At 73.7% G+C, this 23,005-nt stretch carries 9 protein-coding genes; 4 read left to right on the top strand and 5 right to left on the bottom strand.

The genetic code is table 11. From position 1 onward, the window contains the following. Window positions 1-16: 16 nt before the first annotated feature. Window positions 17-12,682 carry a hypothetical protein gene (locus AC060L_RS21725; RefSeq protein ID WP_483800504.1) on the top strand — a complete coding sequence of 4,222 codons (12,666 nt, stop codon included), beginning with the start codon at window positions 17-19 and terminating at the stop codon, window positions 12,680-12,682. A 98-nt stretch (window positions 12,683-12,780) separates the two neighbouring features. Here the strand turns inward: AC060L_RS21725 and AC060L_RS21730 are convergent, their stop codons facing one another. The 5 genes from AC060L_RS21730 to AC060L_RS21750 form a co-directional block, all read right to left on the bottom strand. Continuing rightward, a complete protein-coding gene (locus AC060L_RS21730; protein ID WP_483800505.1) occupies window positions 12,781-13,815 on the bottom strand; it encodes an RICIN domain-containing protein in 1,035 nt (344 codons plus the stop codon). 48 nt (window positions 13,816-13,863) lie between these two features. Beyond that, window positions 13,864-15,885, bottom strand: a complete 2,022-nt coding sequence (locus AC060L_RS21735) for a P-loop NTPase family protein (protein WP_483800506.1) — start codon at window positions 15,883-15,885, stop codon at window positions 13,864-13,866. A 280-nt stretch (window positions 15,886-16,165) separates the two neighbouring features. Next, on the bottom strand, window positions 16,166-16,795 hold the full coding sequence (locus tag AC060L_RS21740) for a pyridoxamine 5'-phosphate oxidase family protein (protein WP_483800507.1): 630 nt from the start codon (window positions 16,793-16,795) through the stop codon (window positions 16,166-16,168). 58 nt (window positions 16,796-16,853) lie between these two features. Then, on the bottom strand, window positions 16,854-17,486 hold the full coding sequence (locus AC060L_RS21745; RefSeq protein WP_483800508.1) for a hypothetical protein: 633 nt from the start codon (window positions 17,484-17,486) through the stop codon (window positions 16,854-16,856). Between the two features lie 197 nt (window positions 17,487-17,683). Then, the gene (locus AC060L_RS21750; RefSeq protein WP_483800521.1) at window positions 17,684-17,755 is read right to left on the bottom strand and encodes a multicopper oxidase domain-containing protein; all 72 of its coding nucleotides are present in this window, start codon (window positions 17,753-17,755) and stop codon (window positions 17,684-17,686) included. 2,003 nt (window positions 17,756-19,758) lie between these two features. Between AC060L_RS21750 and cas6 the strand changes: the two genes are divergently transcribed. From cas6 to cas7i, 3 genes are read left to right on the top strand one after another with little or no spacing between them, the layout of a single operon-like run. After that, window positions 19,759-20,487 carry a CRISPR-associated endoribonuclease Cas6 gene (gene cas6, locus AC060L_RS21755; RefSeq protein ID WP_483800509.1) on the top strand — a complete coding sequence of 243 codons (729 nt, stop codon included), beginning with the start codon at window positions 19,759-19,761 and terminating at the stop codon, window positions 20,485-20,487. Beyond that, the gene (locus tag AC060L_RS21760) at window positions 20,484-21,926 is read left to right on the top strand and encodes a hypothetical protein (protein ID WP_483800510.1); all 1,443 of its coding nucleotides are present in this window, start codon (window positions 20,484-20,486) and stop codon (window positions 21,924-21,926) included. The genes cas6 and AC060L_RS21760 overlap by 4 nt, the downstream gene beginning before the upstream one ends. Further along, window positions 21,927-22,988 carry a type I-B CRISPR-associated protein Cas7/Cst2/DevR gene (cas7i, locus tag AC060L_RS21765; protein WP_483800511.1) on the top strand — a complete coding sequence of 354 codons (1,062 nt, stop codon included), beginning with the start codon at window positions 21,927-21,929 and terminating at the stop codon, window positions 22,986-22,988. The last annotated feature ends 17 nt before the right edge of the window (window positions 22,989-23,005 follow it).

A 23,005-nucleotide genomic window follows, 5' to 3' on the forward strand; every position in this document is an offset into this window, starting at 1 on the left:
GAGGGCGGCCCACATCATGGCAACCGCGGAATCCGTACTCGACACCATCAACCTCGACGACATCATCGAGCTGGGCAACGCCTGGATCCGGCTCGGCGACGAGCTGCACGCCCGCAGGGTCGCCGTCGGCGGCCACCTGGGCGGCCTCGGCATGACCGGAGCCGCGGGCGTCCAGGCGCACCGGGCATGGGACGAGGCGCTCGGCGGGACCATCGACGACGCCGCCCAGACCGCCTGGACGATCGGCCAGACCATCCAGCGCTACGCGGAGGAGCTGCACAAGGCCGCCGACGAGTACGCGAAGAAGATCAACGCCTCGATGTGGGCGGACATCCTCGGCGCCATCATCGGCCTGGCGTTCCTGTTCGTCGGGCCGCTGCTCGGCAGCCTGTTGTCGATGATCAGCTCACTGCTGAGCCGGCTGATCCCGGTGCTCGCCCAGATGGCCGCCCGCCTCGGCACCGTCGGCACCACGATCGCCGCCGGCCTCGGCGGCGCCGTGACCGGTGCCGCGCTGAACCTCGGCATCGACATCGCCGTCGGGGAGGCGGGCGCCGCCATCGCGGGCACCGACTACAACGTCGACTGGGGCGCCGAGGCCTGGAGCATGGGCCTGGGCGCGATCCTGGGCGGCGGCTTCGGTGCCTTCTCCGGTTTCCGCGGCAAGCCGGGTTCGGCCAACCCGACCCCCGTCCCCGAGGGGGCCGCCGCCACGCCCGTTCCGCACGGGGAGCCGGCCATCGGCCACGGCGCCACCCCCACGGCGAGCGGCGGCGGCGCCCGCGTCACCCCGCCGCCGCAGCTGCCCGGCGGCGAGCACGCGGCGCCCACCCCCGGCGCGCTGGGCAAGGGGGACGGTGCTCTCGTGCCCGGTCCGCTCACCCCCAGGGGCGGCAGCGCGTCCGCAGGCGAGGCGCACCCCACCAGCAGCGGACCGGGCGCGGGCCGCGCCGGTGACGTCGGCATGCCCAACCCCGGCGCGAGGAGCGAGGGTTCCGCCGCCGGCACATCCGCGCCGGGCACCCCGGCGACCGCCCCGGCCAGGACGCCGGCCGCCAAGCCGAGTGCCGGCCCCGCCGCCGGCGAGACCGGCGGCGCCTCGGCGCCCAGCACCGCCGAGCCGGGCGCGAGTGCCGCGCAGCGTCCCGCCGGATCTCCGGCGGGTGCGGGTGGGTCGGATGCGTTCGCGGGTTCGGGTCGGCGGTTGGGTGGTGTGCCGGGGAATCCGCATGGGATGCCGGAGCCGGCGTCGGTGGCTGCGGAGGGCGGACCGAAGTCGGGTGGTGCGGGTGGGTCGGATCCGTTCGGGGGTGCGGGTCGGCGGTTGGGTGGTGTGCCGGGGAACCCGCATGGGACCCCGGAGCCGGCGTCGGCGGCCGCGGAGGAGAGTCCGAAGTCGGGTGCTCCGGGTGGGTCGGATCCGTTCGCGGGTTCCGGCCAGCGGTTGGGCGGTGTGCCAGCGAATCCGCATGGGACGCCGGAGCCGACGTCGGGTGGTGGCGGGCAGCGCCTGGCTGGGGGCGAGCCGGGTGGGTCGGATGCGTTCGCGGGTTCCGGTCGGCGGTTGGGTGGTGCGCCGGCGAATCCGCATGGGACGCCGGAGCCGACGTCGGCGGCTGCGGAGGGGGGCCCGAAGTCGGGTGCTCCGAGTGGGTCGGATCCGTTCGCGGGGCCGGGGCGCCGGTTGGGTGGACCGCAGGAGAACCCGCACGGCACCCCCGAGCCGGTGAACACGCCGGGTGAGAGCGGCGGCAGCCCGGCCTCCAACTCACCGACGTCCAGCTCCGCGACGGCCTCGGACCCGTTCGCGGCCCCCGGGCGGCAGCTCGGCGGACCGCAGAACGACCCGCACGGCACCGCGCAGCCCGGCTCGGGCCGCGGGAACGGTCCTGGGGAAGGGACCGCCGGCGTCGGCGGCCCCGGGATCCCGACGCGTTCGGGAGCCGGGTACGACCGTCCCGCCACCCTCGGCGACATCGCCGGCGGCCCGGTCGGCGGTGGCCGCGGGCCTGGGGAGGGTGGTGGGAGCCTCCGCTCCAACCAGGGCAGCGGCAGCGCCACCTACGTCGAGACGCCCGCCCCCGCCTCCCGTCCCGGTGCCGGGGCGGGCACCCGAGGCAGTGGGGACGACGGCCACCCGTCCACGTCCGACACCTCGCGTCCAGCCGCGGCCGCCGAGCCGAAGTCCGGCCGGAGCACGTCCGGTTCGGAACCGGCCCGTCCCACGTCCTCCGGCCCGGACCGTCCCACGCCCTCCGGTGCGGACCGTCCCACGTCCGCCGGCCCGGCCGGGCCCGAGGGCGCGCCTGGGGAAGACGGCGCGGCGCGTCCGGCCCCGGCGCAGCCCATCCGGCCGGAGCCGTCGGCACCGGGTGACGGCCCGCGCGGTGGAGCTGCGGCAGCTGCCCCCGTCCCGCAGAGCGGCCTCCCGGCCGCGGAGGGACACCCGGCCGAGCAGCCGGGCACCGCCCCGGACCTCGCCTCGGGCCTCCCGGGCACCGCCCCGGGCCGCCCGGTCTCCGGGACGCGGCCCGGGGCAGGGACCACCTCGTCGGTGCCCAGGTCCGGTGGCGCGCCGGCGGTAGACCGCACCGCCTCCACAGGCGCACCCGCTGCGCAGCATCCGGGGGCGGCACGGTTCGACGTCGACACGGCGCGGGCGCGGCTCGGCGACCCGGCGGTGCCGCAGGAGCGGCGCGACGCGGCCGTGCAGTGGGCCTCGGGCGCGGTGCTGGGCCGGATCGGTCAGGTGGCGCCCGGTCAGAACCCACTGGGCGTGGTGCCACGGGCGGAGGAGGTCGTCGACCTGGTCGCGGCCGAGTACCTGCGCGGCGGACACCTGCCCGCCACGGCCCTGCTGGGCTCCCTCGTCCAGGGCCCGCGGCCGATCGTCCCGCCCCCCGCCGAGCAGGCACCGGCGCCGGTTCCGCGGACCACCCACCTGGCGCCGCCGCCGGGCACGGATGCGCCCACCGACCCGCTCGCCGGTCGCTCGCCGTCCCGGGGCGAGGGGAGCGGGTCGGATTCCGACGACGGCCTGTTCGCGGTGCCACTGGGGACTCGGCGGGACGCTCCGTCGAGTCCGTCCGGGAAATCGGACGCCGGATCGGACGTCGAATCGGATGACGGCCTGTTCGCGGTCGGTCTGCGGCCGAGGCCGGAGGCGGGTTCGAGTCCGGCGAGCGATTCGGATGCCGACTCTGACGACGGCCTGTTCGCGATCGGCTTGAGGCAGGGAGGGCGCGCGGCACCGGGGCCGGCCCGTGCGGCGTCCACGGCACCGGTGGACGCGTCGGTGACGGGGCCCTCGGCGTCGGGTGGGGTGACGCTGCCGGACGAGGTGACCTTCGAAGGCACCGTGCCGCCTCCCGGTGCGCGGTCGCTGCGGCTGTCCTCGGTGATGCCCGAGGACGACTGGTGGCGACTCTTCATCGATCCGCGGGACCACGCGCGGGCCCTTGAGTTCCATTCCCAGGATCCCGGCGGCATCTACGAGTTCGAGCAGTCGCCGGGATTCCGGCAGGGAATGGTCGATGCCTACCGGGAGGCGATGGACTCCTCCGGCGGGGTGGGGCACCGGATGAACTCGGGGCTGTATCTGAGGCTGCACAGTCTGGTGATCCGGTACCTGGACAAGAAGCCGGGCTGGTCGGGCGGACAACCGACGAGTTTCCCGCTGCGCAACACGGATCTCAGCGCAGACGTCCTGGAGGAGACGATCGGCGGGCGGCGGCTCGTGCTGGACCTGTCGACGCATGACTGGGCGGGGACGACGGACGTCCGCCCGATCACGGCGCTGGACCGGTTCTCGAAGCCCGGACAGGCGCTGCTGCAGACCAACTACCGGGCCGGTGAGGCAGCGGTCCTGGTGGATCAGGCGTTCGACCGGTACTACGACGAAGTCGCACGCTCGACGGACGAACGCGGGCGGCTCTCCGCGATCGCCAGAACCGTCCGCGCCCTTCAGATCATTCACCCGTTCCAGGACGCCAACCGGCGGGTCAACGTCCATCTGCTGCTGCACAAGCTGCTGTTGGAGCAGGGGTTCGCGCCCGTGGTCACCACCGACCTGGCGAGGCTCTTCCAGGGCTCTTTCTCCGTACCGCAGATGGCCGAAGTACTTGCTCGGCACACCCGGTCCCTGACCACGGTGCTGCCCCCGCCGGTCGCGGGCGGACACAGTGCCGCCGAGCCGGCCCCGGCCCCCGACGGGCCGGTCCCGTCCTCGGCGCGGATCCGGGCCACGCCTGCTCCCGGCCGCGCCCCGCGCCCGGCCGGCGTCGAGGATCCGCGGTCACGCCTGCCGCAGCTGTCGGCGGACGACCGGGCGGCGGAGCTGGCGTCGCTGTCGGCCGGCGAACTCGAGTCGCTGGCGGCGGATCCCGCGCTGGTGGGTGCGCTGCGGGCGGCGCTGTCCCCGTCGGACTTCGCGGCGACGGTCGCGCAGCTGATGACGCGGATGTCGCCAGGGGTGGATCAGCCGGTGTCGGCCCGGCACGAGGTACAGCGGCAGCTGGCGCGCATGCTGCGCGACCCCGAGGTCGCGGCGCGGCTGCTGGACCGCGGCGCACGCGTGGTCGTCGTTCCCAAGAACGAGGCGATGACCTCGCTGGACGCCTTCCGCGACCTGGCGGGCCGCCGGGTCGGCGGGTCCGACGCCCGGACGTGGGACGGCGTGCGCGGAGCGGGCGGCCTGATCGCGGCCGTGACGGAGGAGAACCTCCTCGGGGAGCTCACCCGGCTGCCCGGCGGCTTCTACCCGGACGGCTACTCCACGACGACGCACGAGCTCGCGCACACGATCCACACCGAGGCGTTGTCCGCCGCGGACCGGCAGGTCATCACCGACGCGTTCCGGCAGAAGCTGTCCCTGGGGGACGCCGCGTCATGGCCGGACGGACCGCTGTACGACACGGCCGGCCGGCCGACGCGCAACTACTCGTCCACCAACGAGTTCGAGTACTTCGCCCAGGCGTCCAACGCCTACCTCGGTACGAACGCCGGGACGGACGCCTACACGGGCCGGCCGCGGAACAACGGCCCGGACTGGGTGCGGCATCACGAGCCCGCCCTGCTGCCGATCCTGGAGCGGCTGTACGGCACCGATCCGCAGGACGCCGCTGTCGTCGCGGCGAATCCGGTGCGGCGCACCCAGGCGGAGAACGAGCTGTACGACGGCTACCGGGCCTTCTGGGACCACGTCGAGAACGCCCACCGGCCGCAGCCGCACGTCCTGGCGCCGGTGGCCCTCCCGGTGCACTCCGATCTCCCGGTGCACTCCGCTCTCCCAGTGCACTCCGCTATCGCGGGGGCGGTGCGGAGCGACCCGGTTCCCCTGCCGCCGCCGCCCGGGCCCGGCGGTGGCGGCAGCCAGGTGCAGACCATCGCCCCCGCCACCCCGGAGCCGCCCGCCACCCCCGAGCAGCCCGCCGACCTCGATCGGCTTCGCGACCGGCACGCGAGCGAGGCGACCGGGGCGCAGGCCTGGCTCACCGAGCGCGGACTGGCTCCGCTCCACGTCCCCGCCCTCGGAGACGCGCTGGTGCACGCGCTGACCGCCGTCGCGCCGGGGGAGAGCGGGCGGCTGGCCGGTCTCGGCCGGCCGGCCGCCCCGGGGGAACTGCGCGCCCGCCTCGCCGACGCGCTCGCGGCCGACCTCGGCAGGGCGCCCGCCGAGCGCAGGTTGCTGTCCCCGGGGACGGCGGCGGACGGGCCGGACGGCGCACCGCTGCTGCCCGGGACGGCCGCCGGGGGCAGCACGGACGAGATCGTCCGGGCTCTGCGGACCGGTGCCGGCCCCGCCTCGTCGGACTGGCTGACCCTCGCGGTCGCGGCGCCCCTGCTGGGGCTGCGGATCACCGTGCTGTCCCCGGACGGCGTCCCCTGGACGGTCGGACCCGCCGACGGACGCCCTGTCGTCCTGCTCCGGCAGGAGCGGCCCGAGCAGCACACCGCCCACTGGGCGGCGACCGAACCCGTAACCGCAGCCGAACCCCTAGCCGTAGCCGAGCAGGCCCGGCGCGCCGGCAAGGAGCGCGCGGACGAGACCGCCGAGCCCGCCGGGCCCACCGAGGGCAGCCCGTCCTCCGCCGCGACATCGGCTCCGGGAAGGGCCGGTGGCGACCCCGGGTCGCCCGTGGCCACGCCCCCCGCCCGGCCGGCCGCAGCCTCCGGCCCGGCCCGGCCCGTGGTCTTCTTCGACCCCGACCCCCGGCCGGCGAAGCCCAGTGCGGCCACCTCCGTGACCGAGAACCCGCCTCCCGCACCGGAGACCTCGCCGCCCGCCGCAGTCCCGGCACCCCTGCCCGCCCCCCACGATCCCGGCGAAGGCAGCTCCCGAGGCGCCGCAGCAGCAGGCGGCAGCGGTGACGGCTCCGGCAGCGGTGATGGCTCCGGCTCCGGGTCCGGGTCCGGAGAAGCCGCCGTGTCCGACGAGAGCCCCGCCACCCCGCCCCGGGCCCTGTCCCCCTACGTCCGCGACTACGGCTCCCGGCACGACGGCCTGGTCGGGCTCGTGTCCCACGAGCCGGTTCCCGAGGACACGCTCGGCGCGCTGCACCAGCAGGTGCTGACCGCCCTCGGCGTGACGCCGGGCCCTGCCGAGGCGGCGGCGCGCCGACAGCTCGCCGAGCAGCTCGGCTCCCAGGAGATCGCGCTGCACCTGCCGTACGTGCGCAGCGCGAACGGGCATCGCGTCACGCTCACCGTGGACGGTACGGAGCGCACCGTGGACGTCCGGCTGCGCCTGACCGATCCGCGCCCGGCCGCGCACCAGGGAACCCTGGGCGAGGTGGCGCGCGCCACGAAACTGGAGCGGCAGAGCGAGGGCAGCCAGTCGTCCTCCGCGGCCGAGAGTTCCGGCACCATGCGGACCATCCCGATCCCGTGGACCGCGGTCTACAACGGTCCCGCCGGGCCGCTGCGCTGGTTCGACGGCGCGCTCACACTGACCCTGACGCACAATCAGCTCACGCAGTCCGCGACGGTCAGCGAGGGCGTCACGGTCACGTCCATGCAGCGCGCCAACGATCCCGCGCACCTCGTCGAGTTCAGCGGCCGGTGGCAGGTGCGGGTGGACACCGACCGGAACGCGCCGGTGGACCGCTGGAGCGCGGAGCAGGACCACGGGCCGCTGACCGTCTGGTTCTCCGAGTACCGGGCCTTCGACCACGGCGGCGCGCTCGGCCCGTTCCCGGAGCCGGCCGGGCTGGACGACCTCCCCCTGTGGGGCGTGGACGCCATGGCCGAACCGGGCAGGCTGCTGGACGAGTTGCTCGCCGACGCCGGCTTCGCCGCGCTGCGGAGCCTGAGCGAGGGCTCCCGGAGCGAACTGGAGGACTTCCTCTCCGACGGGATGCTGCGCAACACCTTCCCGATGCAGCGGGACCGCGGCGTGTACTCGCCGCTGCTGACGGACGGCAGCGGCAACACGATCGGCATGCTCCGGCTCGTCGCCACCGTGCGCCCGGGGAGCCCGAACGCGCAGACCCCGCACGGCCAGTTCAGGCTGGAGACCTGGTTCACCCACACCTCCGGCGTGGACCGCTCGGTGCGGCTCACCAGCGGCGTCGGGCTCGACGGTAGCGGCGGGCCGACGTTCACCCCCGATCACGCCATCGGCCACCCGTCCGCCGCCCGCCGGATCAACGGCGCCGTCTTCGGCAAGGCGGGCGTGTCCTGGCAGTCCAGCGACGCGCTGAACGTCGGCAACAAGGCGTCGATGATGCACTCCCTCTACACGGACAGCAGCCACCTGCACGTCCCGTCGGACGTCTCCTACCGGGTCACGCTCGTGCGAGCGGGCGGCGGCGAGATCACCAGCTCCTTCGGTCCGTGGCCGGAGGGCCTCCAGCTGCGGCTGCTGCCGCGCGGCATCGGCCACGCACCCACGCCGGAGGAGCTGCGCGGGCTGCCCGGACACCTGGAACACCTCGAAGGCATCGGCTTCTCCGCCGTGCCCCTCGCCGTCCTGGGTGCGGACCGCATGTTCGAGCGGGCGGAGGAGTGGCTGCGCCGGGAGGGGATCCTGCCGCCGCACGAGCACAGCCGGTTCGAGTGGAACGAGGCCCGGGCGCAGGCCCAGTTGGCGAACCTGCGGCGGTTCGAGCAACTGCGTTCCGGGGTGGGGCTGGCCGCCGCGCTGCCGGACGCCGTCGAGGGCGGGCGGGCCGTCTGGTTCGAGCGGCCCGGCACGGTGAGCGGCAGCCGCCGCGTCCAACTGCGCTTCACCGCCGCCCGGGACCGGGTCCCGCGCCCGGGTGAGGTCGGCGCGCCGGCCTCCGTGCACACCCGGCGGCTGCCGGACGTGCAGACCCAGGGAAACACGTCCCACGAGGCGAAGGGCACCCGGCAGCGCGGCAACCAGGCGGGCGGGACGCTGGGCGGCGGGGGCGGCCCGCGGTGGCCGCTCGCGCAGGGCCGATGGGGCCTGGACACCACCGGCGAGTACGTCTGGGGCGCGCAGCACTCCAGCGCCGCGTCCGCCGGGTCCGCGCAGGCGGCGGACCAGCTCACGATCACCTCCAGCGGCGGCACCGAACTCTTCGCCGTACCGGCCCGGTTCGCGCTGGACCTCTACGAGGGCAGCGCGCCGGAGCCGCTGGTGCGGTTCGCCGACCCGGCGTCCGACCCGGCGTCCGACCCCGGGGCCGGAGCGGCCGGACACGCGCTGCTCGCCCCGGCCGACCCGCTGGGCCGGCCGGTCGCCCGGGCGGCGCCGACGACCGTCGCCGGACACGTCACGCTGGCCGTGCCGCACCAGCGCACGGTCCCGGTACAGGGCCGGATCCTGCCCGCCCCGGCCCGCGACGTCATCCGCGCTCCCCGCACCGGCGGGGGACCGGAGGACGACGCCGTGCGGCTCGGCCTCACGGACCCCGCCGGAGCGCCGCTGCCGGGGCTGCTCCGGCTGCCGGACGACGCGGTGGTGGACGTCTTCCGCGCCGGCGCCGCGCTGCGGGAGGCGTTCCGGCAGCTCGTCACCGGCACCCACCCCGGCCGCGCGGCTTCCGGCGTGCCAGGGCCTCTGGGCCGAGGGCTGCAGACGTTCGGCAACCGGGTGCCCGAGCTGGTGACCGCACCGGGGGCCTGGGTGGGCGAGTACCTGGCCGGCCCCGCCGCCGAGGACCAGGGCGCTTTCGCCGCCGAGGTGCTGAACCAGCACCTGCGGGTCGCCAACCTGCTCGCCCGCGCGCAGCAGATCTTCAGCGGCGTCCACGTCATCGAAGGTCTGGTGCTGCCCGGCCTCGGAGCCGACGGGGAACTCTCCCTGGAGATCACCGGCTACCTGCACGACCCCGCGCTCAGCGGCTCCTTCCGCAGCCACAGCCAGCGCGACGTGAACGCGACCGACGTGGCCGGCCGGCAGCGCGCCGTCGCCAGGGTCCACCAGTTCGGCGCAGCGGTCAGCGCCCTCCAGGCGGCTCCGGCTCCCAAGGGGGCCGCCGGCCGCCCGCCGAAGCGGGTGTCGCAGGCCAACCCGGGCCTGCGGGTCTCGCGCAGCAGCCGTACCGACACCGCGATCGAGCACTCCGCCGTCACCTCGGTCGTGCGGACGCCGGTGGACGCCGCCGACCAGTACCTGATCACCGCCGACGCCACCCTGCTGGTGACGCTGCGCCGGGGCACCCGGAACTTCCTCGGCAACCTCGTCGGCCTGGGCAGCCGGGCCGGCGTCACCGTCGCCCTCGACCTGCCCGGCGCCGTTCAGTTCACCATGGCCGCCGGCCAACTCGCCCGCTATTCAGGCTGGTTCACCGGTGTGCCCGGCCTGCCCCGGCCGGTGCGGGAGCCCGCCACGCTGCCGCCGCCGGACCACTTCGTGCGCACCGGTGAGATCGGCACCGGCAGCGTCCTGTCCGTCACCCAGGTCGACGACCAGGTGCGGCGGGGCGAGGTCCGCGGCCGGCTGCACCGCGAGCTGCTGGAACAGGTGGAGCGGGTGGCGCCCGGCGTGACGCGTCCGGGGCACGCCGCGTACCTGCCGGGGGTGGCCACCCGCCTCGCCGACCTGACCGCACCGCCCGCGCTGCGCGCGCTGCCCGGTCGCGGCACGGTCCGGCTGTGGTTCCGGTACGCCGCCACGGGCGGTGCCCGCCTGGTGGAGGTCACCCTGGCGGCTCGGCCGGTCGCGGACGCCCCGGCCCGGCGTGCGCTCCTCGGGCGCCCCGCGGGCGAGAAGAACGCCGTGGAGACGGTGCTCGTCCACGCGCCGCAGGGCCGCTCCGCGTCCCAGGGGGTCACCCGGACGTGGCAGGTGACGGCGGCCCCGGTCTCCCGCTACGCGCGCCCGGGCGACGGCCCGGGGCACACGGACCGGACCGGCCCGGTGCTGTCCGCCTCCACCGTCCGGGGCAGCAGCTCGCGCAGCGACTTCGTCGCCGACGACCGGCACTGGACGAAGTCCGGCAACGCCGCCGACTTCGACGACATCGTCTACGAGCTCACCGGCGACGTCCGCTCCGAACTGGTCTGGGACTGGCCGCCGGACCTGCTCGGCGGCGTGCTGGACAACGGATGGGTGTCCCTCACCGAGCGGGGCGGCGGCGGGTTCGCCGAGCGGCTCGCCCGGATGATGCGCGGTTCCCAGGGGCGCAGGATCTCGGTCCCGGCGGTGGTGAGCGTCCGGTTCCTCGGCTCGGAAGCCGTCGAACCGCGCCTGCCCGACGCGCCGGTGTGGCCGCGCGTCACGCAGGCCGATCCCCGGCCGGCCACGCCGCCCGAGCGGCGGGAACCGCTCCCGGACGGCGGGCGGCCATTCAGCGCCGGGCTCCCGCTGGTCCCCACCGGTCCGACACCGGTGATCGGGTTCAACGGCTTCCCGCAGCTCGCGCAGGCGCTGCTGACCGTGGCGCCGGACACCGCGGGGGCCTGGGGCCTGTCGGCCGACGCGACGCCGGAGGCCGCGGCGGCCCGCCTCGGGGAACTCCTCCAGGCCGGGCGGATCACCGTCGGCCGGTCCGGCACGGCCGCGGGGCTGACCACCACGATGCCCGGGGCCTGGCCCGGGGCGAGCGATCCCGAGGAACCGCCCAGCCTCCAGGTGACCCTGCACAACCCGCGGCCGGTCACCGACGCCGACGACGTCGCCGTGGACCGGGCACGCAAGCCCGTGCGCTCCACCAGCAGCTCCTCGGTGGTGAGCTCGACGGCGGGCCTGGGCTACCAGTCCACCCTGAGCGGTAACCGGCCGAACCTGCACCTGGTCGGCTTCACCGCCCCGCTGCTGACCCGGCAGCCGGTCTCCCGCACCGGCGGCGCCGCGGTCTCGGCCGGACACCGGGACCGGATCAAGATCGGCAACGGCACCCGTTCCGCGACCGGTGCCAACACCCGCAGCCACGAGGTGCTCGTGGACGCGGTGATCACGGTCACCGGACCGGAAGGCACCCGGTACGTCACCGGCAGCGCCGGGGTCCGGCTCTTCGAGCGGGAACTGCTCGGCCACGGCGTGATCGGGCCGCGCGTCGCCCCGCAGGTCTACGACCTTCCGTCGATGCTCGCCGGGCAGCCGAGCGAGCGGCTGCGGGACTGGAGGACGCACCCGGTCACCGAACTGTCCGGGGTGCTGACCGGGGGATTGGACGGCCAGGAGCGGGGAGCCCAGCTCTGGCTCGACCTCGGCCCGGACCCGGACGGCAGCCGGCTGGCCCGCGCCCTGTACGTGGGCTCGCGGACCGCCGTGGCGGCAGGGCGGCCGGTGGAACTGGTGCTGCGTGGCGGAACGGGGCTGAGGTTCTGGCCGTTCACCGCCGACGGACGGCTCGTCGACCTCACCCCGGCCACCACCCCCAGCTGGGAGCTGCTGCGCACGGCGGTCGTCACCGCCACCGACGCGGCCTACGCCGAAGCGGACGCGGTCGGCCGGGAGGCCGGTCTGAGCCTGCGGGAAGCCCGCACCGCCGAGGAACTGGCCGCGGCAGGAGCCGAGTTGAACGCCGCGGTCAGTGCGCACGACGCGGCGACCGCGGCGCTCACCACCGCGCGCAGCGACCGGCAGTCCCTCGCCGTCCGGCTGGGCGACGCCGAGCGGGTCCGGGCGGAGGCCGAGAGCGCGGCCACCGGTCGGGAGCAGGCCGCCACGACGGCCGAGGAGCGGCTCGCGCAGGCGGAACAGGCGCTGAGTCAGCTGCGGGAGGAGGCCGCGCGGGCCGCGGAGGCCGCGGAGGCCGCGGAGGCTGCGGAGGCAGCCGGGGCCCGGCCGGCGTCCGGCGCGGCCGGGCCTGCGGCGCTGCGGACCGGCCCTGGCCCGCAGGCCGTCTCCGCCGCGGAGTCCGCGCGGGACGCGGCCCGGTCGGAACGGGACGCCGCCCGCGGTGCGGCGGATGTGCTGCGGGAGGTCGCCGAGCGCGCGGCCGGCGCGGTCGCGGAGCTGGAGGAGCAACTGGCCGCCGCCGGTGAGCTGGTGAGCACCGCCCTCGACGAGGAGCGGGCCGCAGCGGACGCGGCCACCAGGGCCCGGGCATCCCGCGACGAGCGGTTCCAGGAGCACGTGCGGCTCCGGCAGGAGCTGGAGAGCGTGCGTCAGGAGCAGGTCGACCAGCGGCAGTCGTGGGACGACGCGTGGGCACGGATGCCCGCGCTGGCCGCGATGCTGGCCGCCGACCGGTGCCGGGAGGGGATCGGCGGGGCCCGGTTCCCGATCGACTCGCTCTCCTCGGCGCCCGGCGGTTCGGGCCGCTGAGACGTGCGACGGCCCCGGTGGACCCGAATGGTCCGCCGGGGCCGTCGCGCCTCGTCCGGTGTCCGCCGTCCGGCCGAGCCGGTCAGCTGTTCATCCGTTCATGCGTTCATCCGCCAGAGGCTGTCGAAGTTCGCATTGCAGTTGTCGATCACCAGTCGTGCGCCCGCTGCCGTCGGATCGGTGCTCTGGATCATGAGGCACAGCTGGTCGTTCAGGTGGTTGTGGATCTGGATGGTGCCGCTGGCCGTCGAGTTGATCCACCAGGACTCGTCGTCCACCAGGTCGGGGAGGCAGGGTGCCTCCTGGACCGCGGTGCCCGCCGGGTTCGACGCGCCCCCCGGCAGGGCCATGCACAGACCGTCCTTGGCGTTGACGAAGAGGACGAGCGCGGCACCCCCGGGGCCCGAGCCGCCGCCGCGGGCCTGCATGCCCCACAGCTGGTCGTCCGCCGCGGAACCGCCGCAGTCGTACTGGCCGACCGGCGTGCCGTAGGAGCCGGGACCGTGGCTCGGGAGGCCGGCGCACAGGTTGGTGAGCACGTTCTTCAGCGGCACCCCGGAACGTGGGGTGGCCGGCGGGGTGCCGGGGGCCGCCTGCTGCTGCGCGGGAGCGGCAGCGGGAGCGGCTGCGGGGGCGGTCGAGGGGGCGGCCGGAGCTGGAGGCGGGGAGGTGGCACGGAGAGTGGGCGGCGTGGGCTGTGCCGGCGGTGTCGGTTGTACCGGTTGTACTGGTCGTGCCGGCTGCGCCGCCGGTGCCGCCGGTATCGGCTCCGCCGGTTGTGCGGGTTGCATCGGCTCCGCCGGTGGTGCCGGCGGTGTCGACTGCGCCGATTGTGTCGGCTCCGGACCGGCCGACCGGGACTGGGACGGGGACGGCGATGGGGTGGCCATCTTGAATGCCGCCGCCTGTTCGGCGCTCGGCTTCTGCTTCTTGGCGTCCTCGTCCGCCTGGTAGCTGCGCCAGGCACCCAGCCCGAGGGTGCTGCCCGCCGCCAGCGCCAGCACCGCCGTGGCACCCGCGACCCTGATGCCCAGCCGGGGGTGCTCGCCCGGCTGCTGGGCGGTGATCGTCAGCGCGTCGACGAACCGCGCCCGCTGCCGCCGCTTCGCGTCGTCCTGCTCGGTGTCACTCAATTGCCCGTCCCCAACTCGCAACAAATGGTTCGAAATACTCGGACGGCTTCACCGCGGCACCGACCCGTACAGCTCGCGTTCCTGCAGCAGCTCCGCGGCTTTCGTCAGCGCGGTGGAGAGCCGGCGCCGGTAGGTACTGAAGGACAGCGCGGCCCTGCTGGCCGCAGCCTGTTGGCTGCGCGGCCCGCCCAGGTAGGTGATTTCCAGGACGTCGCCCAGCTGCCGCTGCCCGGGACGCGCGCGCAACTGCGTCACCGTCTCGGTCAGCACCTCGCGCAGCGCCGACGCGTCCGCGCCCGGTGCCACCAGCCGGGTGCCGAGCAGCGCGCTCTCCGCGAGCTGCCGGGGATCCCGCACACTGCGGTAGGCGTGCTTGACGGCGTCGGCGAACTCCGGCCACGGCATGACGGCTGCCACCACCGCCGGGGTCGGCGCCACCGCGCCCGCAGGCTCGTCGCTCAGCAACCGGAAACGGAGATCCACCGCCCAGCGGTCGAACGGCGTACTGCGCCAGTCCTGCACGAAGGGGAGCACCTGCTCGCCGTCCGGCCCGTCGGCGGGCGCGGTCCGCTGCTGCCCGTACAGGTCGAGCAGCGACGAGAGCGCCGACTGCCCGCCGGCCGTACAGGTCCAGCTCACGGCCAGGCCGGGCGTGGTCGCCCACAGCGTGGTCAGCGCGGAACAGGCGACCGCCGCGCTGCCGGTGCTCCACCTGGCCAGCAGCAGCCGCTCGGTGCGCCGCAGCGGTGCCCAGCCGGCCGCGTGCTCCAGTGCGGTGTGCGCCACCGGATCGTCCGGCAGTCCGGTGGCGTCCGGCAGTCCGGTGGCGCCCGGCTCCAGGCAGGGCGCGACGAGCACGCCGACGAGCCGGCGGCCGTCCTCGGCGACGGTGAAGGCGGCCGGCTGGTACTCCCACCACCTCCGGGCCAGGGCACCGGCCGCGACACCGTGCTCCTGCACGATCGCGGTCACCGCCTCGTCCAGGTCCTCCGGGCGGGCGGCGCGCAGCCGGATCCGGTCGGCGCCTCGCCAGTCCACGGCCTCCCGCGCCACCCGGTTCGTCCGGCCCAGATAGGCCAGCCCCGCACCGGACGCCCAGCGGTCCCCGGAGCGTTGTTCGAGCCGCTCGGTCAACTGGCCGTGCAGCCGGCCGAAGAGGGACTCGTAGTTCTCCGAACCGCGCCACCGCAGATCGGCCAGCAGCGCCTCCCGCACCAACTCGTGCGGCACCAGGCCCTCGGCGGTGCTGCGCACGAACGACAGTCCGCGCAGCCAGCCGCACAGCGCGCGCGCCTCGGCCGGCGGCACCTCCAGCGCGTGCCGTACCGACTCCTCGGTGGTGACCCGGGCCAGCGCCAGCAGGTGCAGGGCATCGACCTGGGCGAGCGACGGGCTCTCGCGCAGCATCAGACGCAGCAATTCGCGTACCAGGTCGGGGTAGTCGCGCAGCTCCGTGAAACGGCGCTGCTCCACGAGGTCCGCGGTGAGGTCCGTGGTGCGCTCCCGCGCGTCGGCGAACAGCGCCAGCGCGAGCGGCAGTCCGTGCGCGGCACGCACGATGCCCGGGACATCGGCCTGCGCCACGTCCCGGTTGCGCAGCAGCAGCGCGGCCTCCGCGTCGTCCATCCCGGTCAGTTCCACGCTGCGCAGCGCGTGCCACCACTGCGCATCGGTGCGCCACTCGGCGGACGGGGGCTGACGGCTGCCGACGACGAGCAGCGGACGCGAGGGCATGCCCGGCAGGAACACGTCGCGCAGCCACTGCTCCAGGGAGCCCAGCGAGTCCGCGGAGTCGATCAGCAGTACCTGCGCGTCCTCCGGCGCGCCCTGCGCCTCCAATGCGGCCAGGAACGCCGAAGGCGTCGGGTCCGTGTGCCGCAGATCGACGGTACGGGTGACCCGGCCGTGCGCCTCGGCCTCCTTCGCGAACCGGCGCAGCAGCGTGCTCTTGCCGACGCCCGCCATGCCGTGCAGCCACACCACGAAGCAGCCGCGCCCGTCGCTGAGCAACAGGTCTCCCAGCAGACGCAGTTCGGCCACCCGGCCGGTGAAGACCTTTCTCCAGGGCACCGCCAGCACGTCCCCGTGCGGTTCCACCGGCGAAGGTGCGGGAGTCGTTTGCATCGTCGTACCTGTGGTCCTCTTCTGTGTGACGACAGCGCTGCGCCCAGCGGTCGTCCAAGCCGGTCCGGCGATGCCGGTGGCGGCCACACGATCGGGGCTTCCACGGACTCCGCCTCCGTCGGCCGCAAGCGTAGGGCGGCCGGCCCGACCGCGACGTCCCCCGAAAGTCGTTCGCCGGCAGCGACTTTCGAAGGTCGAATCGCCCGGCCCGCCGGCCCGCGATCAGTTACTGGTACAGGCGCTCCAGGTACTGCGGGCCGTAGTACGCCTCCAGCTCCTCCACGCTCTCCGGACGGTGATCGTGGGCTTTCGCGAGCACCGCGCGGGACGGCGCCGCGTCCGGCTGCCAGGTCTGCGGCTGCCAGGCTCCGCCGCGCAGCAGGGCCCTCGGGCAGTGGTAGAAGACCTGGTCGATCTCGACCAGCAGGGCCAGTTGTGGACGGTTCCCCTTGACCGTCATGGCGTCGAAGAACGGCGCGTCGCGCAGGAGGCGCGCGCGGCCGTTGATGCGCAGCGTGTCGGGGCGGCCGGGAATCAGGTAGAGCAGACCCACCTGGGGATTGGCCAGGATGTTGCGGAATCCGTCGGCCCGGCGGTTCCCGGGACGTTCGGGGATCGCGATCGTCGTGTCGTCCAGCACGAGCGTGAACCCGGCCGGATCGCCCTTCGGCGACGCGTCGCAGCTGCCGTCGGCGCCCGAGGTCGCCACCACGCACAGCGGCGACGCGGCCAGCCACTGGCGGTCGTGCTCGTGCAGGCTTGGCCGGACCTTGACCAGCGCGCCCGGTGTCGGCTCGCCGAGCAGTTTCCCCAGCTCCTCCGGTGACGTCACCTCGACCAGGTCTGTGAGCAGCACGGACCTCACCCCCCTTCCAGTTGGTACGTGAACGGGTCGAGCGTAGCCGTTACCGGTATTACCGGAGTCCGATCAGGCCCCAGCCGCGTGCCTCGGCCTGCGTGACCACCTCACCCCACTCGCGCATGAGCGCGACGGCGCCCTCGAAGCTGTCGGGCCGGCCCGCCCAGCCGGCAACCTCGGTGTCGAAGGGCTCGCGGAGTTCCGCCAACCGCGGTGCGGCCACTTCCCAGGCACGGACGAGCGCCGGCACCTCCTCCGGCGCACGCAGCAGGAGCACGCGAGGGCGCCACGGTGCGGGGTCGTCGGGGAAGCCACCCGCCGACGGGGGGTCATCGTCCGAGTCCGTCCCCGCCTCGTCGTGCGGGCCGTCCCACACCAGGCCACCCAGGAAACAGTCGAGGGCCTCCCGCAGCTCGGGCGCGGCCGACGCCCTCATGTCCTCCCAGGCATTGGCCAGACGGAAGTGCCAGCCGTAGGAACCGGTGGTCCCGAAGAACACGTACTCGGCGCACCACGACGACTGCCGCGGCCAGACCCATCCGCCCGGCACCGCGAAGCGAGCGTCCTCACACTGCGCGCAGCAGAAGTCCGGGTACACGGCGTCATCCAGCGCTTCGAGGCGCTCGCCCGCCGGTATCCGGGCCAGGTGTTCCCAGTCGGCCATGACCACGGTGATGTCCAGTCCCATGCGCGCAGGCTACCGACCTCGGCGCTTCGGGGTGATGGTGGTGGGAGGTCGCTTCCGGTGGTTCGCCCGGCAGTTCGTCCGGTCCTGCTCCAACTCCCCGCCGAACGTACCCGCAGGTAGTCAGAGCAGGACCTTACCGGAGGGCACTGTTACCGGAGAGACCAGAGGGTGCCCGGGGACGTACCCCGATCCGCCGCCTACCGGACCACGTTGACGAAGCTCATCATGCCGTTGTCCTCGTGGGCGGCGATGTGGCAATGGAACTTCATCGCCCGCTCCGGTGAGGAGATCGTATAAGCCCGATCTGACTGGATGGAAGGGGTGGAGCTCAGGGAAGTGCGCGGCTACGACGGTGACCACCTGGCCGCGCCAGCGATGTCGCCGGTGCCTCTCAAGCCTCGGGTAAAGGCGCGCTGACCTGGCGCTTTGTCTGCTTGGGTGGGCGTTTCCGCGCCCTTTGTCGGTGGTGGCAACCTCAATCGTGGCTGGCCGCAGCGGCGATGCTGGGCAGGCTCTGTCGGTGTCTGGGGCGACTCGTAGGCACCGCCGGTGAGTCGCGCGTTTAGCCGTCTTTCGCAGCCTCTAGTCGTACTGATGCTGACCTTTTGCTGACCCTTGAGAGGGTTGAGGTCTAGACCATTCGCTCTAGGCCTCAACCTACCCGGGCTGCAGCGGCTTCCGGGACAAGTGGGATGCTGCTGGCCCCGCAGCACGAGGAAGGCATGGAGGCCGCCGCGCTGCCTGCTGATTGCCAGACGATCCTCGACGTCGTCGCAGGAGCGGAGGGGATGCTGTCAAAGCGGGGGCGTGTCGTTGATGCTCGACAACGGAGTGCCGCTGGCGTTACGTACCTTCTTCCTGGTCGGCCCGCACTTTAGTTGGGAGCCCTCCAGGGCTGATGGCGACGCCGGCGGCGCCAAGCGGCGGCCGCGCTACGACCGGTTGCGAGCCTCCAAGGCTGATGACGACACTGATCCCCCCGGTCTTCCATGCCGCCTGCACGAAGTTGTGAACCCTTCAGGGCTGATGACAACCGCCGACCCCGGCGCCGACCATCCACGTCAGCCCGTGTTGCGAGCCCTCCAAGCCTGATGACAACAGGACCGGCTGGTCGCGGCCGAGCACTAGCTACGGCGTTGTGAGCCCTCCAGGGCTGATGACGACGCGCTGAGGAGTCGCCACTGAACCGCCGCCCGGCTCGTTGCGAGCCCTCCAGGACTGATTACGACGACTTCCGGTGTCTTCATCCACTGTCACAATGCCCAGTTGCGAGCCCTCCAGGGCTGGTGACGACCGTACACCTGGGTGTGCACCCCGACCCGAGGAGTCCGTTACGAGCCCTCCAGGGCTGATGACGACCCGCGTGCCCGGCTACACCAGCGTGAGCACTGGCTAGTTACGAGCCCTCCAGGGCTGATGACGACGACGGTGATGACCTCCTCGGTGCTCGCCGTCCCCGCGTTACGAGCCCCCCAGGGCTGATGACGACCGATCAGCGGGGTCTGGGTCGGGTCGGTCGTGATGCGTTGCGAGCCCTCCAGGGCTGATGACGACCTATTCACCAACAACGTAGACCTGATCGACACATCGTTGCGAGCCCTCCAGGGCTGATGACGACGCACTGCGCGCCCTAAACACCTGGCGGCCGCTGCTGTTGCAAGCCCTCCAGGGCTGATGACGACTGAGGTGCGGGTTCGCCGACTCCAGCGCGGCCAGGCGTTGCGAGCCCTCCGGGACTGATGACGACCGTGCTGGACGCGCTCGGCGAGGTGCTGGAGATGGCGTTGCGAGCCCTCCGGGGCTGATGACGACCGCCTACACCGCGGCGCCCGGGGATTTCGTGCCCGTGTTGCGAGCCCTCCGGGGCTGATGACGACACGTCGAGCGCCTGGCCGCCGCCGGCCTTTCGGTGTTGCGAGCCCTCCAGGGCTGATGAGGACCCGAGGATAAAGCAGCAGGTCGCACGGGGGCGAATCTTGTCTAGGGGCGCGATACGCAGCGACCGTTCGGTAGTGCACCTCCGCAGGTCAGGGCGTTTTGGGTGGAGGCGGGGGCGAGGTGGAGACTCGTTTGCGTCGGCAGTCCCGAGGCTCCGGCGGTTCTGGCTGTCAGGGCGTGTCGCTAGCGTGCATGCGAGGACGGCGCCGGCATTCAAGCGGAACTATATGGACTTGTAGCACATACTATCGAGTATCGGTGCGAATCATGGAATTTGGCAATCCTAGGCCCTGCGCACAACTAGGTTGTCGTGAAGGCACGTTGACCGGGCCTTGTGGTGGTGGTCCTGGCTTGGGAGGGCGCGGTGCGGTTGCGTGTTGATGTCACGCCGGATTCACCGAGCATGCGGTGGGAGGACGTTCACGGTGCGGCACGCGGGGTGGTGTACGGGCTGCTCGGTAGCCAGGACGAGGCACTGGCGCAGGCGTTGCACGATGAGGGCTGGTGGGGTCAGCCGCTGAAGCCGGTTGGGGTGGCGGGGCCGCTGTTCATCGGGGCGCGGCCGCGCGAGGGCGTGTACACCACCTCTAGGCAGGGATCCGTGTGGTTCGGTTCGCCGGTGCCGGAGATCGCTGCCGTGCTGGTGACCGCGCTGGCCGCGTGCCGGGAACTGGAGTGGGGCGCGACGCGTCTGCGGGTGCAAGGCGTGGCGGTGGACATGGATGATGCGGTCCGCCAAACGGGCGACGGGCTGGTGGAGTTGGAGACGATGGCGCCGGTCGTCGTCAAGCACGAGGGCCGGAATCTGCTGCCAGGTGATGAGTACTTCGTGGAGCGGCTCACCCACAATTTGGCGCACAAGGCGGATCTGCTGGGATTGCCGGCCCCGCGCGGCTTACGGGTGCTGGAGTCCGGGCCGCGGCGGCGGTTCAGTGTGCGCGGGGCACCGCGGATCGGGGCGCGGGTGCGGGTGGAGATGGAGGCCGATGCGCGGTTCGTCGCGGCGGTACGGTCGTGGGGCTTGGGCCTGGACACGATTCAGGGGTTCGGGTGGGTGCGGTGACCGCGCCGCCTGTGCTGTCCGCGCTGGTGGCCACCGGCCACCCGGTCCAGCGGGCCGGTGCGTGGGCGGTGGCAGTGCTCGCTGGCCGCGCGACACCCGACCAGGTCGGCGACGGTGATCTGGACGTGGTGGCCGCCACCCTGGTGGCGGATGTGGTGTCCGCGGCGACAGCGCCGAAGGGGAGCAGGCGTTACGACTGGTGGAAGGTCCTGTTCGCGCTCTACCCCAACTCCAAGGCCACGCACAGTAAGCGGACCTCTGACGCGGCCCTGCTGCGGCCCGAGGTCGAGCGGCTGTTCACTCCCGATGCCGACGGCGCGGGCCCGCTGCGACCCTGCACGTTCTGCGGCGCCGGCACGGCGGTCGTGTGGGCGAAGTCGAACCTGCCGCTGTTCGATACGAGCAAGGCGCTGAACACGCTGCCACCCGGTGTCCCGGGCTGGCCGGTCTGCCGTGGTTGCCGGATCGCGATCTGGGCGCTGCCCTACGGTGCGTGGGTCACCGCGGGCTCTGTCACGGTCCTGTCGTGTGAGAATGCGGCGGCGGAGCGGGAGTTCGCGCGGCGTAACGTGCGGCGTGCCCGGCGGGTGATGCAGGTCGGCTTCGAAGGCTTGCCGGCCAGCGCCAGGCCGGAGCTGGTGGCGCTGACCGCGCTGCGGGACGCCCCCGGCGGCCTGAGCGCGAGCACGCTGTGGAGTTTCAAGAACGACAACCAGGAACCGTGGCTGCGCGTCACCCACGCCCGGCGCGCCGTGCCGGTGTTCGTGGCCACCGTGGATGGCAACGCGCCGCTGCGCCGCGGCTGGTGGCTGCTGCGCCGGGCCCTGACCCGCTACGACGCCAAGGGCAAGATCACGGCGAGTGGCGCGGGCGAGGCGGCACGGCTGCTGTTCGAGGCCGAGGACGGACGCAACCGTTCGCTGCTGGGACAGCTGGACCGGATGCTCGCGGACACGGACGGCGCGTGGCAGCTCGCGGATCGCGAAGCGTTGGTCCAACTCGCCTTCACCTACGCCAAGGAGGTCTTCGGTATGGAAACGGATCTGAAGCCGGTGGCGACTCTGGTCGCCGACTGGATTGCCCAGGGGAGTAGTCCGCGCGGGCGGCTGGCGGAGTACCGCAAGGCGGCGCTGAGCGACTACGCGCTCGGCTCGCTGCTGGTGAGCGCCTATACCCGTCTTCAACTGGACGGCAACAAGACACAGTTGGTGGGCCCCGAGCATTGGGCCCCACTGATCCAGCGCCGTCCGCGGGCCTGGGAGCAGCGGATGCTGCTGTTCGCGCAGGTGTCCGTCCTGCTGCAGGAGCGCGGCGTCGCGGTCAGCGCCAGGGCCGAGGACGCGAACGCGGAGCGCTGGATCCAGGAGGACGTTGAGCGGTCTGCGGTCACCGGCGGCGCTGACGAGTACGACGATCACGAGATGCGGGAAGAGGCGTAAATGGCTTTCTTGGCAGGCATGGTGGTGCTCGCGGTGCAGGCGGGTGCCCCGAACAACGGGCGGGGCGAGGAGACGATGTCCCGCGTCAAGCTCGCGCGGATCCGCGGCCGGCGGCACCCGTACGTGTCCGCGCAGGCGGCACGGCGGTGGATCCGGGAGACCATGGTCGAGCGCGGTTCTGTGCCGTCCCCGGTCACCCGGGTCGGCAAGGCGCAGGGCAAGGCGCAGAAGGCCAACACGCAGGCCGACCCGGTGCAGTATGCCGATGACGACCTGTTCGGCTACATGCGGACCGGAGCGAAGAAGGACGACGCGGCGACGACTCTGCGGGACAGTCCGTTCATGCTCGGCACGCTGATGTCTGTCGAGCCGGTCAACCTGACCGAGGACTTCGGCGTGATGTCCCGCGGGGTGACCGAGCCGGTGTTGCACGGTCATGAGTTCTACTCTGCCGACCTGGCCGCCCCGTTCCTGCTGGACCTGCCCAGGATCGGCACGTTCACGCTCCCGGGTACCGACGGGGTGGGCCGGCCGAACTACCTCACTGCGGAGCAGGCGCTCCAAGTCGCGGAGGCCGCCAAGCTCGGAGCGACCACCTGCGTGTTCCGCGACCAGCCTGCGGTGCGGCTGCCGCTGGAGGAGCGCCGCCGGCGCGCGGCCCTGCTGCTGGAGGCGATCGCCCATCTGAGCGGCGGCGCGAAGCAGGCGCTGCACTACGGCGACCGGGTGCCGTCGCTGATCGTCCTGACGCCGTTCATGGGCGGCATCAACCCGCTGGCCAACATCGTGGACGCCGACCCGGACACCGGCGTTCGCCTGCGCGGTGACGTGCTGCAGAAGGAACTCGCGGCGTGGAGCGGCGAGTGGGAGGCGCCGGTGCGGATCGGCTGGCGCCCCGGTTTCCGGGACCAGGCCCGCGAGGACTTCGAGAAGCAGTGCGTGCGTGAGCTGGACGAGGGCACGATCGTCCTCGACCACCCGCGCACGGTGCTCCTGCAGCTGGCGGCCGACCTGCGCGAGGGCCGGTTGGACGGCTGGTTCGACGACCCCGCTCCGCGGTGAGCCACGTGCCAGGCCTC

Source organism: Kitasatospora sp. NEAU-69, assembly GCF_057158765.1.